General features: G+C 32.0%; 13 protein-coding genes and 1 pseudogene. 7 read left to right on the top strand and 7 right to left on the bottom strand.

The window, feature by feature from the left end; genetic code table 11:
* Window positions 1–45: 45 nt before the first annotated feature.
* Window positions 46–1,281 carry an arginine deiminase gene (gene arcA, locus NST64_RS01120; protein WP_049418021.1) on the bottom strand — a complete coding sequence of 412 codons (1,236 nt, stop codon included), beginning with the start codon at window positions 1,279–1,281 and terminating at the stop codon, window positions 46–48.
* A gap of 253 nt (window positions 1,282–1,534) precedes the next feature.
* Window positions 1,535–2,059: an immunodominant staphylococcal antigen IsaB family protein gene (isaB, locus tag NST64_RS01115; RefSeq protein ID WP_049418022.1), complete on the bottom strand. Its 525-nt coding sequence runs from the start codon at window positions 2,057–2,059 to the stop codon at window positions 1,535–1,537.
* Window positions 2,060–2,390: 331 nt separating this feature from the next.
* Between isaB (NST64_RS01115) and NST64_RS01110 the strand changes: the two genes are divergently transcribed.
* Window positions 2,391–2,789, top strand: a complete 399-nt coding sequence (locus NST64_RS01110) for a YolD-like family protein (RefSeq protein WP_049418024.1) — start codon at window positions 2,391–2,393, stop codon at window positions 2,787–2,789.
* A gap of 45 nt (window positions 2,790–2,834) precedes the next feature.
* Here the strand turns inward: NST64_RS01110 and isaB (NST64_RS01105) are convergent, their stop codons facing one another.
* Window positions 2,835–3,356, bottom strand: a complete 522-nt coding sequence (gene isaB / locus NST64_RS01105) for an immunodominant staphylococcal antigen IsaB family protein (RefSeq protein WP_107632359.1) — start codon at window positions 3,354–3,356, stop codon at window positions 2,835–2,837.
* A 202-nt stretch (window positions 3,357–3,558) separates the two neighbouring features.
* Between isaB (NST64_RS01105) and NST64_RS01100 the strand changes: the two genes are divergently transcribed.
* Entirely contained in the window at window positions 3,559–4,059 is a 501-nt protein-coding gene (locus NST64_RS01100) for a hypothetical protein (protein ID WP_049418028.1), read from the top strand.
* 55 nt (window positions 4,060–4,114) lie between these two features.
* Here NST64_RS01100 and NST64_RS01095 read toward each other — a convergent pair whose 3' ends face one another.
* Entirely contained in the window at window positions 4,115–6,943 is a 2,829-nt protein-coding gene (locus tag NST64_RS01095) for a YhgE/Pip domain-containing protein (RefSeq protein WP_002488243.1), read from the bottom strand.
* 264 nt (window positions 6,944–7,207) lie between these two features.
* Here NST64_RS01095 and NST64_RS01090 point away from each other — a divergent pair, with 264 nt between their 5' ends.
* A complete protein-coding gene (locus NST64_RS01090; RefSeq protein WP_049418032.1) occupies window positions 7,208–9,409 on the top strand; it encodes an amidase domain-containing protein in 2,202 nt (733 codons plus the stop codon).
* Window positions 9,410–9,461: 52 nt separating this feature from the next.
* On the opposite strand, the gene NST64_RS01085 is transcribed toward NST64_RS01090, so the two are convergent.
* From NST64_RS01085 to NST64_RS01075, 3 genes are all read right to left on the bottom strand, one after another.
* On the bottom strand, window positions 9,462–11,039 hold the full coding sequence (locus tag NST64_RS01085; protein WP_049415800.1) for a YfcC family protein: 1,578 nt from the start codon (window positions 11,037–11,039) through the stop codon (window positions 9,462–9,464).
* A gap of 271 nt (window positions 11,040–11,310) precedes the next feature.
* Window positions 11,311–13,560, bottom strand: coding sequence for an LPXTG cell wall anchor domain-containing protein (locus NST64_RS01080; protein WP_049418034.1), 2,250 nt, complete (start codon window positions 13,558–13,560; stop codon window positions 11,311–11,313).
* Window positions 13,561–13,678: 118 nt separating this feature from the next.
* Window positions 13,679–14,290, bottom strand: coding sequence for a metallophosphoesterase (locus tag NST64_RS01075; protein WP_019834763.1), 612 nt, complete (start codon window positions 14,288–14,290; stop codon window positions 13,679–13,681).
* 256 nt (window positions 14,291–14,546) lie between these two features.
* Between NST64_RS01075 and NST64_RS01070 the strand changes: the two genes are divergently transcribed.
* The 4 genes and pseudogenes from NST64_RS01070 to NST64_RS01055 all read left to right on the top strand — a co-directional run bounded on the left by NST64_RS01070 (window position 14,547) and on the right by NST64_RS01055 (window position 19,578).
* A complete protein-coding gene (locus tag NST64_RS01070; RefSeq protein WP_107632362.1) occupies window positions 14,547–15,431 on the top strand; it encodes a LysR family transcriptional regulator in 885 nt (294 codons plus the stop codon).
* A 253-nt stretch (window positions 15,432–15,684) separates the two neighbouring features.
* Entirely contained in the window at window positions 15,685–15,852 is a 168-nt protein-coding gene (locus tag NST64_RS01065; RefSeq protein ID WP_002449294.1) for a hypothetical protein, read from the top strand.
* A gap of 241 nt (window positions 15,853–16,093) precedes the next feature.
* Window positions 16,094–18,239, top strand: a pseudogene (locus NST64_RS01060) (MMPL family transporter); the annotation flags it as partial.
* A gap of 397 nt (window positions 18,240–18,636) precedes the next feature.
* Window positions 18,637–19,578, top strand: a complete 942-nt coding sequence (locus NST64_RS01055; RefSeq protein WP_037554266.1) for a glycine betaine ABC transporter substrate-binding protein — start codon at window positions 18,637–18,639, stop codon at window positions 19,576–19,578.
* Window positions 19,579–19,606: the final 28 nt, after the last annotated feature.

Here is a 19,606-nt window from a genome sequence, read left to right as displayed (position 1 = left end):
CAAATGACTAGCGTTTTTGACTATATATTGTTTCACGTGAAAACATTATATATCTTCTCTAAATAAAGGTTGACTCATACATCTTGGACCTCCACGACCACGTACTAATTCACTACCTTTAATTTCAATCACTTTAATACCTTTATCACGTAATAATTGATTAGAGACATAGTTTCTATCGTATGTCACCACAACGCCTGGGCGAATACATAATGTATTAGATCCATCGTTCCACTGTTCTCTAGCGCCGTCTATGACATCTCCATTACCAGTAGGTATAAATTCTACGTTATCTACACCTAATGCATTGGCTAACGTTTCTCGTAGCTGTCTAGAGTGTGTAATTTTAATATCATCTTTCATTTCATCTTGCTCAATTGTAAAGATATTCATATGATTCTCTTCTTTAAAAATAGCTGCATGCACTGTAAATTTATCATAATCAATCATTGTAAATACAGTATCTAGATGCATAAATGTACGACTATTGGGTATTTCAATCGCAAGTACTTTTTTAAATGTAGCATCGTCGTCTTTAAATATATTTCTTGCTAGTCGCTCAATGGCTTCAGCTGATGTACGTTCTGAAATACCGATAGCTAATACGTCTTTAGAAAGCACAAGCTCGTCTCCACCTTCGATGTTAAACGGTGATGTACGATCAAGCCATACCGGTATATCTGCATCTTTAAAACGTGGATGATATTTTAGAATATATGTCATAAAAATAGATTCACGACGTCTTGCGCGCCAATACATACGATTGATCGACATACCTCTACCAATACTTGCTTGTGGATCCCGTGTAAAATATAAATTGGGCATCGGATCTAAATAGAATGGATAACGATCATCTAAATATTCCACTAGATGTGTTGTTTCAAGTTGAATGTCCTCTTTACGTATCCCAGACATCATTGTTTCAATTAATGCTTGATTTGATAATGTTGAAAAATATGTTTTAATTTCTTTCTCATGACCTAAAATTGTTTTTTGAGATTCTGATAAAATATCATCAATCAATTGCTGTCTTACATCTTCATTTTCAATTGCTTCAGCAGCAAGTTGTTCTAGATAAACGACTTCTACCCCTTCATTTCTAAGTGTTTCTGCAAATTGATCATGCTCTTCTTGCGCCACTTTTAAATACGGAATATCATCGAATAATAGTCCACTTAAATGGTCAGGCACTAAATTTTCTAATTCTTTACCTGGACGTTTTAAGAGTACTGTTTTTAATGTACCGATTTCATTATTAACTTGAATTGGCCCCTTTGTCATTTGTATTCCTCCTTCAAGTAAATGGTATATTGATATGTCATTATCATGGAGTAGCGATTCAAAATATACATTTCATGTATATAATTCTATCGTAGCATTAAATGTTAATTTCCAATAATAAAACCTTTTAATTATTGATTAAAAGAGGATTTTAAAATTTCAACTTGAAATAGCTTTATATAATCATTTAATATTTATTCGCCTATGTGTATAAAAAATGATTGAAGCGAATACGTTCACTTCAATCACCCATTTAATTCATTGCTTGTTGTACTGTACTATAGCCTAATACGACTCTATCTACTTTACCTTTATTAACATCAAACCAAACTGTCATACCATTTTGTTTAGGTTGATAGTAATAAATACCTGTTGTGTTGTTGTTACCATTATCAATTTTTTGTAGCTCTTTACTATATACTTTTTTAAGTTGTGTTAATGAAAGTTGACCTTTGACTTCCATATCTAATAACGAGGCAGTTTTACCATCTTTAGATACATTTCTGAAGTATTGATCATATTTCAATACCGATTTATTTGATGTTGTCGATTTAATTTTAATGCCATTAAATTTAACATTTTCAGCTTTAATCGCATTTTTAAAATGTTTATCTAATACGAATGAAGCATTTTGACCAGCATAACCATCATAGTTGTAATATGATGACGTTGCTGCGTGGGCAGTCGGTTGTTGAACAAGTGCACCTGTGACGCTAGCACCTAATAGTGTACTAAACGCTATTGTCGTAGCTACACATACTTTTGTTATCTTTTTCATATGCGTCTTCCTCTTTCTCTTTAAACTACTCATATCATACTTCATTACTCTTATCTATACAATCTTTATAGTAATTAGCTATCTATTTAAATATTTTTTTATAAAATTGTGGTATACTATAATTAGGAGTAATAGTCCTATTCACTCCTTCACAAAATGTCATATTACATAACAATACTAGGCCACGAGTTTACTTCCCCTTTGTTAAACTTGTGGTCTTATGATATATAAATTCATTATTTTAATTTTTAAATATAAGATTTATTTATATTATAGGAAATCACTTCAATAATACGAACATATGTTCTATAATATTATCGAGGTGATTTTAATGATTCCTGATCAATACAAACATGAAACAGATTATCGTAACATTCCTAGAGAATATTTAGACGCTAATATACCACAAGGACGTGGCATGATTAAGTGGGCACCTTTTGCAGTGATGCCTGAACAGTATGAACGCATAAACGCTTTTATCAAAAATCAAAATAAAATAACAATGCCCTCTTTGTCGGATGATCAATTCAATATTCTGAATCGACGATTAATTGAAAAATATACAACGCATCAACTCGCTATGATTAGTTATTTTAGAAATGGTACGATTCATTCTATTGCAGCTTATATTAAACGTATTGATACTTTAAAGCGGTATATTACAATTAGTAATGAAAATGGCTCACAAACAATGCAACTCAAATTTGCAGTATTATGTCACATTGAATAATAAAAAAGAGCGGAAATTGAACTCAATTCCGCTCGTATTTATCATTTATTTACTTGTTGTGACACCTTCATACCCAATATCTACTTCTACTGTTCTTCCATGTGTGATAACAAAAGAAACAATTAATCCATCTTTCTTAGGTTGATATTCGAAAATACCACTTTTTTTATCACTTGGAGTACCCTTTACTTTTTTAAAGTCTGAGCCATACGCTTTTTTCAATTGATTATATGTCAGATCCCCTTTAACACTAAATTGAACTTTATTCGCCTTTTTGCCATCTTTACTTACACCAGTAAATGTTTGGTTATATTTTTCAAGTTTTTTATTACTATGCACTTTTTCAAATTTTATTCCATTCATTGTTACATTTCCATATTTAACTGCTTTAATAAAATGTTTATTGGTTACAAATTTTGCGTCTTTATCTACATACCCGTTATATACATAATATGGTTTTGTAGCTGCATGCGCTGTATCCTCGATTGGTAAAACAGCTGTACTTACGCCTAATACTGTCCCAAATGCTAAAGTAACTGATGCTATAGATTTAACTATTTTATTCATGATTGTCCTTCTTTCTCTAATGGATTTTTATTTCACTATTATTATCTCATACTCTTTATCTTAATTCACTGTACTTTAGATGTATCTATCATAGAATTATGTAAATAAAATGTAATATGATTTGGTTATATACATACTACCTATTTGTTGAACTTTGATTATAATAAACTAAAAAAATGAATTAAAAATGGAGGACTATCATTTGAAAAAAATATTAGCAACTATAGTCATTATATTACTTATTGTGGCATTAGGATTTTCAGTCTTTTTTGCAGCCACTCATTCTAATCAATCTAACCCAAATCAAACACAATCTACTAAAAAGAAAGATAAAAAAGAAACTACTTCTGAAAGTCATACAGTTCAATCTAATGAAACAAGTCAGTCTGACAATGGCACCACTGCGCAATCTGAGTCAACAAGTCAATCAATACAAGAACAACAACAAACGACGCAACGTCCCTCTACTGTTCAGACTACACAGCCAAAAACAAGTGAATCATCAAACACATCACAACATCGTTCAGAAAGTAACACATCAAAACAACCCACATCTCAAAGCACAGAAGACAAACCATCTTCAGAGCAAACATCAACTGAACAACCTTCAACAGAAGAAAAACCTTCATCGCAACAAAGTACGCAGTCTTCTACTGAAAGTCACACTCATCGTAGTAGTGAATCTAATAACAAATCTAATTAAAAATAATAGCCTGACTGATAATGATGTTTCATTATCAATCAGGCTATTTTATTTTCTATTCTGTTACTTTACTTTCTTCTACACGTTTTGCAATTTTAGTCATAATTGGATCTAAGAATGGTTTAGCAATAAATCCAATTAAGAAGAAACCAAGACCGAAGAGCCCAAATATAATTAATTTTGTAATTAAAATTTCTGGTACAATACCACCTACAACTTCACGTAAACAATCAATTAAGTACGTAAATGGTAAGTAAGGTGAAATGTTTTGGAAGAACTTAGGTAGTGTAACTACTGGGAAGGTACCGCCACCGCCTGCAATTTGTAATACTAAAAGAATGATGGCTACCGCTTTACCTGGGTTACCCAATATAGATACACACGTATAAACAATGGTATTAAACACAATTGCACCAAATAATGCAACGAGTACAAAGAGCAATGGTGATTCTACTTGCGCATGAAGTAAGAATAAGTCACCTGTTGTAACAATGAGGGTTTGTAATACACCCATCAAGATAAAGAACATCCCTTTACCAAGATATTCTTGCCGTTTCGTTAACTGATCTGCTAATTCTTCATGTTTGTTATGCACTGTTAATAAACTCACTAATAATAAAGCGCCTACCCAAATGGATAATGCTGTATAGAATGGTGTCATCCCTGAACCATAATCTCTGACTGGGAAAACATCCACAGTTTTCTTATTAATTGGGTTTGCGATAACATCTGCTTGTTTTTTCAAATCATTTTTTAGACTATTAACAAGCTTATCTACTGCATCGTCATCGTCCAATTGATTGAATATATCATTAGCCTTATTTAAATCTCTTTCGATACCAGGTAATTTTGTTTGTGCAAAGTTCGCTAAATTCGCTAAAGCTTCTTTTGCTTTTGGTTGATTCTCATCTAATAAATCTACTGCATTATCATACTTATCAAATAATGTTGGTAAGTTAGCATTAACAGTAGCTGTTGCATTCGCAAGACGTTGTTCTAAATCAGGTAAATCATTACGTACAAAGTCTGCAGCTTTTGCTACATTTTTTCGTACTGTTGGGAAGTAATTTTTAGCAGTTTGAGTTGCTTCAATATATCCCGCTTCAAGTGATGGTAATTCACTTTGAAGTGTTGCAATACGAGTTTGACCATTACCTACAATATCTTGACCTGCTTGAATCACTTGATTAATCGTATTTAATTTAGATTGCACATCTGATAATACAACTTGGCCTTCACTTAATTGTTTTGTAATATCATTAGAAACTACAAGTAAACGATGATTTAAATTATCTTTAATGTAATCTCTATAACTACCTAAACCAGAATTTAAAGCTGGCAAGCTTCTTAATACATTAATAGACTCCGCACTACCTTTACCACCACTTGATAATGCATCAATCAATTGGTTAGTAGAACGTAACGTATCATTAATACGGTTATTGGTACTTTCGATTCGTTTAATTTGTGGTGCTAAATTCACATGTTCACGTTGTTGTAATTCTTTTAATACATCAATCAATTGTTGATTGTATTTTGAAGTGTTTTCTAAACGTCCTTTAATATTTCGAAGCATGTCATTATATTCTGTTGGACGATTAGAGGCAATGACACCATACGTTATATCTCTTAATGCTTTTACATCAGATTGTGATGCCTTAGCTTGCTTATCCGCATTTGAAGATAATGCAAGTAATGCTTCAGCAAGTCCACTATTCATTGATTTAACATCTTCATTCGAAAGAATCTGACCATTAGGTAATTGATCATTATTCGAACTATTACTTAGTTTTTGAATCGTATATTGAGGCATACCGTTGTCATTAGTTGTCGCACTTTGTTGTCGTAAATTATTATTCACATTACCATTAACGGCTTGTGCTCGCCTAGTTGCCTCTTGATAATCACCAACACGTTGCTTAGCCATACCTAAATAACCTTGCGCATCATTAAGTTGTTGATTAGCTAAGTCTAATCCTTGACTCGCAATCTCTACCCCTCTATTAATTTTAGGGAATGTCTGAGGAATATCATCTGCTGCTACATTCACTAATTTCTGAATGTTAGGCATATATTCATTCAATGCGAGAATTAGTTTTGCTTTTTGATTTAAAGAAGGAATCGCTGCATTGACATCATTTAATTTTTGTTGAGCATTTAAAATATCATCTTTATAGTTATCTAAATCACGGAATTGATTCGCATATTGATCAAGCTGATCTTGATGATCATTAAGATAAACAATTCTATCTGCAATTTTATTCAATTTAGGTAAAGATTGATGGGCAGCATATACTGCATTTTTAATTTTATCGATAGTTGGTACTTCGTCTTCAATTTGAAGACCTACTTTATTTGCTTCTTTCAATAATGCTTTCGTTACAGTAGTATTAAATTGTTTATTGGCTTCATCAACAATAATTGTCGAACCGGTATCAGTCATTTTAGGGGCGACAGCATTAATTTTTTGGTTCACTTTATATGTAATATCTGCTTTTTCTGGATGTTTACGAAGTGTTCCCGTAATTTGATGTGTAAATTTCTTAGGTATATAAATTCCTGCATAATATTTACCCATTCGTATTTCATGATCTGCTTTCTCCCGACTGACAAATTGCCAATCAAATTTATCATTGTTCTTCAATGTGTCTTCGAGCGTATTACCTACATTAATTTTCTTACCTCGAATTTTATCGCCTTGGTCTTCGTTTACAACTGCCACTTTAATATGACCTGTATTACTATATGGATCCCACATTGCCCATAAATTAAACCATGCGTAAAATGAAGGTAAAATTGCCAAACCGCCTAGAATTACCCAAGCAGCAGGTGTTTTAGCGACACGCTTTAAGTCTGTCAAAAATAATTTAAACGCGTTCTTCATTTTCACTCTCCTAAAAATGAAATATTAAGAATTTATATCAATATGATTTAAAACATTGTTTTTTATATCGTAGAATTAGTATAATACTTTTATCACGAATGCCATAATTAGTTGATATACATCAACAATTAAAATGGTACTCATGCATTATAGCAGAAAATAATTTTAGCGACAAAGCTAATGCTACGTTAAAATACGATAGAAATCGTCTGACTTAAGACGGATTTATAAAATATATTATACAAAAGTAAGGAGCGTTTATTGATGTCGAAGCAAAAATTCATGATATATTTGCTAACTACAACTCTGGTTTTACCAACATTTACGTCTAGTGTTGCTCAAGCTGAAGAGACTACAAAACAAACTAAAACATCTGAATCAAATAATGAGGATTCAACTTCTACATCAGAAACAACACGTACTGAAAGCAATGAAACTCCATCTTCAGAAGATTCAACTTCTGATAGCTCTGATAATAATAAAAAGCAAGACTCTCAGTCAAAAGAAAGTCAATCAGACACAGTTTCAAATGAAGATGCCGCTTCTCATTCTAAACCATCATCAACACATTCGAAAAATAATCGTTCATCTCATACTAAAGATGAAGACACGTATCATACACCATTATCTGTATTTAACATGAATGGTTCAAATCATTCATTCTCATCAAACTTTTTAGATCCTAGTCACTTTGAAAATGGCTTTAGTTTAACAAGTTTGATTTCATCTTTATTCCATTTTGATGATGATATTTCTAAATATGAACATGTTGAAAGTGATTCATCTTCATCTAATACTAATGATGACAAAAATGCAACGAATACAACTTCTTCAGATGAAGATCGTACTGAATCATCACATCAACACACAACAATTGATCCATCACCTCAAGACTCATCTGATAAGTCAAATAGTCATACCACACCATCAAATCAATCTGAGGTACTAACAGAAAATAACCAGTCAGATCAATCGTCTGAGTCATCATTTAAATATAGTAACAGTAATAACAATTATTCAACTGATGATTCTAGCGTAAGCAAAGCCTTAGATTCATTGAATCAATTAGCTTCAGATTTAAATGATTCTAATACTAATGAGTCCTCGACATCTGAAAATGGCAATCAATCAACATCACAGCAAACAACAAAAAATACAACATCTCAAACCTCTCAAGAAGAGCAAGCAACACCTAATAAAGATCGTCAACAATCAGAGGATGTACTAGATGCGCTTCTTGATAAATATAGTGATAAAGCAACACAAACACATAAAGACTATACATCATCTAAAAAAGACAGCACATCTCAAGCATCACAAAATGAAGATTCAAAAAAAGATACATCAACAACTCAAGACCAACTAGACACAAATAAAGACAATCCGCAATTGCCAACGGAGAAACAACTAAAACATAAACAAGAAGTACCACAATCATTTGAAAATGATTTTAAACAAAGTAATACACGCGCTATAAGTTTATTCCAAGATGTACCACAATTAGATGGGAACAATGTTACTAATGGAAACATGGCAGTGGTAGAAAATAAAGCAACACGTGAATTTATTACATCTATTGCCAAAGATGCGCATAAAATTGGGCAAGATAATGATATTTATGCTTCTGTTATGATTGCGCAGGCTATTTTAGAATCAAGTTCAGGTAATAGCGCTCTTGCACAAGCACCAAACTACAATTTATTCGGTATGAAAGGTAGTTATAAAGGTGCTTCAGTTAACTTCAATACACTTGAAGCTAGTAGTAATAATAATATTTTTAGTATTAATGCTAGTTTCCGTAAATATCCAAATCTTAAAGCTTCATTAAAAGATTATGCTGATTTAATCAAACATGGTATTGACGGTAATCCTACAATTTATAAATCATCTTGGAAAAATATTGCACCAAGTTATCGTTCAGCAACACGTCATTTAAGCCAAACTTATGCGACTGATCCAAACTATGCAACGAAATTAAATAGCTTAATTGAACATTACAATTTAACTGATTTTGATAAAAAACACATGCCTGATTTAGATAAATACTCAACATCAACAGGAAGTAGTGGCACAGATGTTTCAGGAAGTGCATTTAAGCCATTTTCAATTTCAGATGTTGCTTCACCGTATCCATATGGTCAATGTACTTGGTATGTGTACGAACGTGTTCAACAATTTGATAAACATGTAGGCGGTCATTGGGGCGATGCACATAACTGGGATAATAGCGCTGAAGACGCAGGGTATAATGTAAGTACAACCCCTAAAAATCATACAGCAGTTGTATTTGAAGCAGGCCAATCTGGAGCAAGTGCGTTATATGGCCACGTTGCTTTCGTTGAAAAAGTCAATGATGATGGCTCAATCATTATTTCAGAATCAAATGTAAAAGGATTGGGTATTGTATCATATCGTCAAATTGATGCGGATACTGCCTCATCTTTACACTACATTCAACCTAAATAAATGCATAAAAAAGCCATTGAGTTTCAAAAATTTGAAACTCAATGGCTTTTTATTATGAATATACTAATACTTGGGCAACTAATAAGCCACCGCCAAAGATAAATACAAAAACGACAATTGGCCATACAAATTTAAACCAATGTGAATATTTCATATCCAACATTTGTAATGTAGCCATAATCAATCCTGTTGGTGCTAAAAATAGCATCGCATATTGTCCAAATTGATACGCTGTAACAATCACAAATCGAGGAATACCTACTGTATCAGCAAGTGGTGCAAATATTGGCATGGCAAGTACAGCCAATCCTGATGATGAAGGAATAATAAATCCTAGGAAGAAAAAGATAATCAATAATACAAGAATAAACAGTGGGCCATTCGCATGTTTTACGAGTGATGATGAAAAATGTAACACTGTATCTGAAATCAGTCCATCATTCATAATCCTATTAATACCACGTGCAAGACCAATGATTAATGATACGCCTACTAAGCTTGATGCACCATTAACAAATGCATCGACCACTTTTTTCTCACCTAATCCATTCTTACCTAATGCGACAATAAGCATAATCACAATGGTAAAGGCTAAAAACATAGACGCCATAATCGGGAACCACCATCCCTGAGTCATGACGCCCCAAACCATAATTGGGAATGGCAAGATAAAGAGTATTAAAATAATTTTTTCACGTAAGGTAAAGATACTGTCTTCACTATTATTCTTAATCACTGACCATTGTCGTTCAAACTTCACTTTATCATCATAAGTGTATGATCGTTTGGGATTTTTTTTAATGCGTTTTGCATACCAATATAAATATCCTATCGTAAAGATGGTTGCTACAATAAGTCCAGCAATACGCCAATATAATCCATCTACAAAGGTTGTTCCTGCAGCATTAGAGGCGATGACTACTGAAAAAGGGTTAACGGTTGAAAACGTACTCCCAATAGAACTCGCCAGGAAAATAGACCCTACACATATAATGGAATCATAGCCCATCGCTATAAAGATAGGTACCAACACTGGATAGAAAGCGACCGCTTCTTCTTCAATGCCACATAACGTTCCACCTAAAATCATTAAGATGGATACCATAAAGACCAGTAAAAATTCATGTCCTTTAGTTTTTTTAGTTAATGCTAATAATCCCGATTCAAAAGCACCACTCGTTTGTACGACGCCTATTAAACCACCAAGCACAAGAATAAATACCATGACATCGACAGCTTCAATCGTTCCATTTACCATACTTGTCGTAATTTGATCGGGACCCGCTGGCTTTTGTTTCAAGCGCTCGTAAGTTCCAGGAATCGATACCGGTTTATTGATAGCACCTGATTTAAATTGGTTCACATCAATCTTGACACCTAATTTGTCAAGTTGATCTTGTGTCCCTGGGACTGTCGTTGTTTTATGATGTGCATCGACAATCTTAAATTCATGCGCTCCTGCATGATAAGAAAGCTTAGAATACGCACCTGCTGGCACAATCCAAGTTGCTAACACTGCAATAATGGTTAAAATAAATAAAATTGTAAATGCACCAGGCATTTTTAATCGAAACCGTTTTTTCTCTTTGTTATCAGATACTGTATGAGATACACCTTCACTGTGTTCCATGCTCCCCACCCCTTTAATCTTAATCACTTCAACATGTACTACGTCATAATTACAATTGAGTCATTTTCAAATTGTTTTTTCATACTTTAAGTTTATGTCTAATGCATATGACATTCAATGATGATGTAAAGTAAATAGATTATTATTCATACTTTGGATACATCTTTTACATATGTTGAGTTGTCCATTTAAGTGCAACAACTCACCATATAAAAATAGAGTAAATAATTAATGTTCAATGGCATTAATTATTTACTCCTATTTATTTGGTTTAGTTATTAGATTGGTGATGTTTACGACGACTGAACCATACAAGTGCCCCACCTGCAATAGCAATCACTGCTGCAATCGGAATCCAGTTTTTCTTAATGGCTTCACCTGTTGCAGGTAATGATAAATTTCCATCACTATTAAATAAACCGCTAAGTAAACCATCATCGCCTAAATGACCTAATGATAAGCCTTGTGTTGGATTAGGAATATCACTTATACCGTCAAGTAAGCTGTTTCCATTTGTTAATCCATCAAGCAAACTACTACCTGAAGGAAGATTGCCTAATAAATGACTTCCAGTTAAACCACCTAGTAAATCTAATCCATTACCTAATAGATTTGAACCGAGATTGGAACCACTTGTGTTACCCGTAATACGATCTAATAATGATGGTCGATTTACAATTGGATCAAGAATATAGTTTAATCTATTTTTGGCTTGACCTAAGCTATTTTGAAGTTGTAATAAGTCATTGGCTTTACCATTAATTGTACTTTTCACTAAATCCAAAGCATTCGCTTTATCAGATTGTACTCTTGAAATAATATCAGCTAAAGCGTTCGCTTTTGCTTGGTTTAATTTTGTTGCTAACATTGTTTCAATGGCTTGTTTACGATTAGACGTTTTATCTAAAATATCATTTAAAATATCATCACTAGACACAAGCCCATGTTGATTAAATGCTTGTTTTAAGCGATCAACAATTTGTGAATTTGTTAAATGGTCATTGGCTAATCGTTTCGCAATAGTAGCCGCTTCATTTTGGCCTAAACGTGTAGATAAAATTGTTTTTAATAAATCCTCTTTATTAGTAGCTTGTTCTAACATAGATTTTAAAATGTCATCACTTGTTGTTGAAGTTAATCCATCAATTTGTTTCATAATCTGATCTGCAATTTGTTTGTCAGACTGCCCTTTTGTTTTAATATTTTTCAAGATGTGTTGCGCTTCATTTTTACTAAACACACTGTTTAATATATCTTCAGCTGCGCGTTGTTTGTCAGACACTTGTTGCAAGCGATTAAGAATAATATCACGGTTATTCTCTATATTTTTACGTACGGTTTCAATGTCATTATCAATAGCTTGTTTATCTTTTTTCGCTAAATCAGCTTGATGTTGAATGTTATCACGTAAATCAGATAATTGATCTAATTTACGATTGATATATAAATGACTGGCATCATCTTTATTATTTTCAATTTTAGCAATAGCTTGATTAATTTTTTCAGCTTCAGATAATTGGCGATTCACTTTATCAAATTGATGATATCGTGCATCTGTATCTAAGTCTTGATCTTTATGAGTATCGTTTAATTTAGCTAATCCCTCTAATATATGATGGTTTGAATTAGAATGTGTTGTATTTTCTGTTGTTGGCGCATCTTGAATACTAGATGATTCAGTTGTCTCCTCTTCTGTACTATTTTCATCACTTGGTAATTGATTAGAATCGTTTTCTTTTGAACTTTCGATGTCTTTTTTAGCACTATCAATATCATTTTTAATACTATCTAATTTATCAACAATAGACGTTTCTGATTTAGAAGAGGTTGTTTGGTTTGAAGGTTTCTCTGTTGTTGGCATTTCTTTTGGTGATTCTTCCGTAGTAGGTTCCTCTTTCGTTACTTCATCAGTTGTGTTTTCAGAAGTATTTGATTCAGAAGACGAAGATTCATTTGATGTTGTTGCATCTTTTTGTTGACCGCTATCAACTTTATTAGATAAAGTATCTAGATCTGATACGATGTTATCTAATTCATTTGATATATTAGATGTATTATCAGCAGAAGTGTCGTTACTTGTTGTAGCCTTTTCTTCTTCTTCTGTTGAAACATCTTGAGTGCTAGATGATTCAGTGCTATTATCCTTGTTTGAAACGTCAGTTGTGTTTTCTTGTGCTGTTACTTTATTTTCTTTTTTCGCTTCTTTGATTATATTTTTAATTTCATTCTGATTTTTAGCACTTTCAATATCTTCTTTATAACTTTTTAACTCAACTGCACTTAAATGTTTTAGTTGCTTAATGTCTTTTTTCGCTTTATTCATTGCATCTTGTAAATCTTTTTGAACATGTGTTGTAGTTTCAGAAGTTGCTGTTTCTGCATCTTGTGTTGCTGCAAATGCATCTTTAGTAAACCCGTAACCTACAAGTGAACTACTTAATATTAAAGCTGAACATGACACTTTTAAATACGAACTTAGCTTCGACATTTTACGATTTTTGTTTTGCGTATTTTTATTCATTAATGCCACCCTTTTTTAGTGATATTCCATTTCATTATATAACATTTTACATAAAACTTGAATGTCTTATTATATTTTTATTTATTCGTTTTAATCAAAGATTAAACATCATTAACTATTATATTTTTAAGCGTTTTATATTCATTTTTCGAATATTCGTTACCTCTACTGAATACTGATATTGACCTGTTAAATCAATCAGCGATAAAAACTTATTGTGTCCTGCGCCTGTATCTATAGATAATTCATTTTTATTTTTATAAATCTCGTCTTTCTTTAATCCATAGCGATCATTCGGTACATGACCATGAACTAAATATTTATTTTTAGGAATCTGACGATTAAGCGAATGTGAATAATGTCCAGTAGTATATTCTTTAATCTGCTTATTCAAAGGTTTATTGGTATCTATTCCTGCATGTGCAAAAATATAATTACCAATCACTTCAACAGCAGATAATTCACGTAAGAACGGATGCCAACGCTTAATCTTTTTATCTTTACTATTTAACCAGCGCATTTCATGATTACCTGCTAAAGCAAGCGCACCACGTCGTTTTAACCTTTTAACCAATTTTAATGTTCCAAATGAATCCGGCCCATTATTGACATAATCCCCCATAAGTACGAGTTGATCTTTTTTGGGATTATATTTTGCTCGTTTTAAAAGTATGGAAAGGGCTTTTCGATGTCCATGAATATCAGAAATCACAAGTAGCCTTTCTGACATGTAAATCTCTCCTTAAATGTAAATGCTTTATGTTGTAAGATTTGTTAAGCAACATTGTTATTACCCTCAATTTTTAATTTAATACATGAGAGCGTAACAAAATGTTTATTCAATCCTCTACTGATAATACTGTATATTCCATTATAATGTATCAACATTAACTAACTTTAAACAATTTATTAACGTAACCTCAAAATTCTTTCTTTAATATAAACAATAGAATAGAAAAAATTTATATATTTTGGGGAATTAATTTATGAATACAAAACAAATGATGATTTTTAAAAATTTTGTTGAATTGCAGAATGAAAATGCTGTTGCTGAAAAACTGGGGATAACGCAACCAACTGTAACATTTCATCTAAAAAATTTAAATAACGAACTTGGAATACCCTTATATTTTAAAAAAGGGAAATGTTTCAATTTAACAGATGCTGGAGACTTACTTTATCGTAATTCTAATAAAATGCTAAATTTAATTGATGAAACAACACATATGATTGAAGAATTCAAACAATCTAAACGTGGGACTTTACGCGTTGGAGCAAGTCATGCACCTATTTATAGTATTCTTCCTACCACTTTAAAAAAATATATGCATGATTATCCAAATATTGATATGAATTTAATTGTAGATACTGCTCCTATGATACTAAAGAAAATAAAAGATAGAGAGATTGATATCGGCGTTATTTCAGAAAAAGGATTCAATGAAAAAGAATTGAAAGTGAAACGTCTTCAAGAAAATCCACTTGTTATCGCAATGGATAAAAGACATCCTTTGGCTTCAAAAACAGATATTTCATTAGAAGATTTAAATGCGTATCGTTTCATTATTCATAGTAGTGGTTCAACACGAGAAAGTATTGATGATTGGCGAAAAAACAATTTTATTGATTTAAATGTTCATATGGAATCAAATAGTATTAGTAGTATATTAACCATTATTAAAGATTCTAATTATCTGAGTCTTGTAAGTCAAAGCACCTTATTCCATCATCCTAATATTATTGGCAAGTCATTAAAAGAAGGCCCACCTTCAAGTTATATCTCTATCGTTTACCGGGCAGATCATCATCTCACTGCTTTTATTCAAAACTTTATGACATTAATCTATTCTTTAAAAAATGAAAGTATTTAGACGTCAATGAGATGAAAAGATCATTTATATAACCAAAGGAGTAGAAAACAATTCTTGTAGAATTCATTTTCTACTCCTTTTAATTATTTTATTAAATGTAAATTTATTATAAATTTTATTAATAAATAACTATAAAAATGATAACATTTTTACATTATATTAATAAATCGCTATAAAAATTTGTCTGTTCCTAATATAATAAAATTAAGAGAACACCATTTTCATCAATTTTGATATGAAGGAGGCTGAGTTGATGCTTATACTTTCTATTATTTTACTAGTAGTGGGTATCATACTCATCTCTATTAGTAGCTTCGTCGCATATAGACAAGATATTGATCTTAGAGAAAAAATATATTTACCTGGCGTTTTATTTGTACTCATTGGTGCAATTTGTCTTATCGGATATTTCGTAGCTTAAATTTATACATATCATAAAGAGAAGGATAACGAATTTTAAATGAATGTTATCCTTCTCTTTTTTATGCTCCTCCTCACTTCTTCTATAAAAAAACAACAATTTTAATAAAATGTTGCATTTTCCAACGTCTTAAATTTTTTAATGGTACACATATAATCAAACTCTTGTTAAATTATAAAATACGTTCTATTAACGTACATTGTCTAACAACGCTATTTTAACAATAAAAGGAGGTATTATATTGGCAAATCTATTATATAAACTTGGTACATTTATCGCTAAGCATAAATGGCTAAGTATTATTATATGGTTAGTCGTACTTGGTGTAGTGATTGCGCCTCTATTAGTTACTTCACCAAAATTTGATAGTGATATCAAAATGAATGGATTAAAATCCATTGATACGAATGATAAAATCAGTAAAGAATTTCATCAAGACAGTGAAAAAGCGTCCATGAAGATTGTCTTTCATTCAAATAAAGAGGATGGATTGAAAGATAAAACAACGAAAAAAGACATAGAGGATGCCTTAGATAATATTAAACAAGATGATGATTATATACAAAACATTTCTAATCCATATGAGTCGGGACAGGTCAATAGTGAAGGCGATACAGCTATTGCTAATATCAGCTATGTTGTTCCTCAAACAAGTATGCAAGATTCATCTAAAAAGATAGTAAATAAAGCACTTCAAGATATTAAAGATAATCACAACATTCAAATTGAAAAAACAACTGGTATGTCAATGGGCTCTGAACCTGGTGGTGTTTCTGAAATAGTAGGTATCATAGTTGCTTTCATTATTTTACTTATCACATTTGGCTCTCTTATTGCAGCAGGTATGCCAATTATTAGTGCGATTCTTGGTTTAGCAACAAGTGTCGGTATGATTTCATTACTTACATTTATGTTTGACATTCCAAACTTCACGTTAACACTAGCTGTAATGATTGGCTTAGCGGTAGGTATTGACTATTCTTTATTTATTCTATTTAGATATAAAGAAATTAAAAAATCAGGTACTGCCACGGTAGAAGCAATTGGTAAAGCAGTAGGTACTGCAGGTAGTGCTGTTATCTTTGCTGGTATTACAGTAATGATGGCAGTGTGTGGTTTATCACTAGTAGGCATTGATTTCTTAGCAATTATGGGATTTGCTTCAGCTATTAGTGTGTTATTCGCTGTTTTAGCAGCCTTAACATTACTTCCTGCATTAATTAGTATTTTCCATAAAAGTATTAAAATTAAAAATAAGCCTACTAAAAATAAAGACCCTAAACATCATCCATGGGCTAAATTCGTTGTAGGTAAACCTGTGCTTGCAACGATTATTAGTTTAGTGATTCTTATTCTAGCTATCATTCCAATCACAGGCATGCGTCTTGGTATTCCTGATGATAGTCTTAAACCAAACGATTCTTCTGAGCATAAAGCGTATCAACTGATTTCAGATAATTTTGGTGAAGGCTATAACGGACAAATTGTAATGTTAGTGAATACTAAAGATGGTGGAAGTAAAACATCAATTGAAAATGATTTAAGTAATATGCGTAGAGATATAGAAGATTTAGATAATGTAGATACAGTATCTAAAGCACAATTGAATGGTAATAATCACTATGCTATCTTTACGATTATTCCAACTGAAGGTCCAAACGCTAAATCTACCACAGATCTTATATATGAATTGAGAGATTATCACAAAGATGCCGAAGATAAATATCATTATGACACTGAGATTTCTGGTCAAAGCGTCATTAATATCGATATGTCAGAAAAACTGAATGATGCTATCCCAGTATTCGCTAGCGTTATCGTTATACTAGCATTTATTTTACTTATGATTGTATTTAGATCTATCCTTGTACCATTAAAAGCAGTACTTGGATTTGTCTTATCATTAATGGCAACCCTTGGATTTACAACCTTAGTCATGCAAGATGGTGTGATGAGTAGTCTATTTGGTGTAGACAATACAGGTCCATTACTTGCCTTTTTACCTGTTATTACAATCGGTTTATTATTCGGATTAGCCATTGACTATGAATTATTCTTAATGACACGTGTTCATGAAGAATACAGCAAAACTGGAGATAATGATCACTCTATTCGCGTAGGTATTAAAGAAAGTGGTCCAGTTATCGTTGCCGCTGCATTAATTATGTTCAGTGTGTTTATTGCCTTTATCTTCCAAGATGATACTGCAATTAAATCAATGGGTCTTTCTCTTGCATTTGGTGTATTATTTGATGCTTTTATTGTCAGAATGACATTAATTCCTGCTTTAACTAAATTATTCGGTAATGCATCTTGGTACTTACCGAAATGGTTAGGTGTTATATTACCTAAAATTGATGTTGAAGGTAAAGCATTAGAAGAACATCATGAATCTTCTACTTCTAATTACAAACATTCAGAGACCCCTCGTTATAGAGAATTCGTTGATACACAAGATGTATCTTATCAACATCAAAATCGCAGCTATGCTACCCATTCTAATAATTATAATGCATATGATGATGTTGATTACGAAGCTTTATATACCGAAGAAGGTACACCTGAAACGGTTCATTCTAAGCGACAAGAACAGCATGACACTACAACTTATTTTGATAAAACCACACACCTATACAAAAATTTAACTGATAATAATACGGAGCAGGATGTATTATTTAAAGCATTGATGCTTTATGCCCGCGAACATAATCAACATGTTTACGATAAATATCAAACGAGTCATACAGACAATAGAAAAGATGATCAGGGAGGCGAAAGATATTGATGCTTAAATCACGCGTATCAAAATTTTTAGTACTATTAGCCACACTCACACTAGCCATAGTTTTAAGTGCCTGTGGGAATAGTCAATCCAACTCCTCTACACAAAGTAAAACCGAATTAGGAGACAAAACGATTGAAATCCCTTATATTGCAAGTGATAATTCAACTGCACGTTCACTTGTGATTGCGGAAGTATTAAAGAAAGCTGGTTATGATGTTACAACTACACCTGTGCCAGCAAGTGGACCATTATATGCAACAGTGTCTGCAAGTGATGATGCATTTCATGCTTCAGGTATTTTTCCAGAAACAGATAAAAGATATTATGATAAATTTAAAGATACACTTACTTTATATGATGACAAACATTTAATTGATCATGTTAATGTTGGATTAGCAGTACCTAAATATGTTCAGAACATTGATTCAATTAAAGATTTAAAAGATGATAAAGATTTTGGTAAATCTGTAGATTGGACAATTCAAGGTACTGATAACAGAAATGGTGTTATGCAACAAACGAATGATGAATTAGATAGAGACGATTTGAGTAAATATAGCCTAGATAAAAGTTCCGATCAGGAACAATTCAAAAAAATTCAAAAAGCATATCAACAACAACAACCTATTCTTTTCACATCAATGGAACCAAATTGGTTCTCTAAAGAATTAGATGTCAAAATGCTTAAAGATCCAGACAAAATTTATGGAAATAATAAGCAACATATTGATTTAGTATTCAATCATAATTTTAAAGAAAAACATCCAGCGGCATATGACATTGCAACACGTATGGCAAAAGATTGGGATCAAAAAGATGAGGAACGTTTAGCTAAAAACATCTTTGTTAAAAGTAAAAATCCTGAACAAGTAGCAAAAGATTATGTAGACAATCATGATCACAACGTCGATGATTGGTTAAAAGATATCGACACTAAATAAATATTAAATTGACACTTTATTTGACAAT

This window comes from Staphylococcus sp. FSL W8-1268, assembly GCF_038003965.1.
In the GTDB taxonomy this organism is placed as follows: Bacteria; Bacillota; Bacilli; order Staphylococcales; family Staphylococcaceae; genus Staphylococcus; species Staphylococcus hominis.
This window is presented reverse-complemented; position numbering and strand designations above follow the sequence as displayed.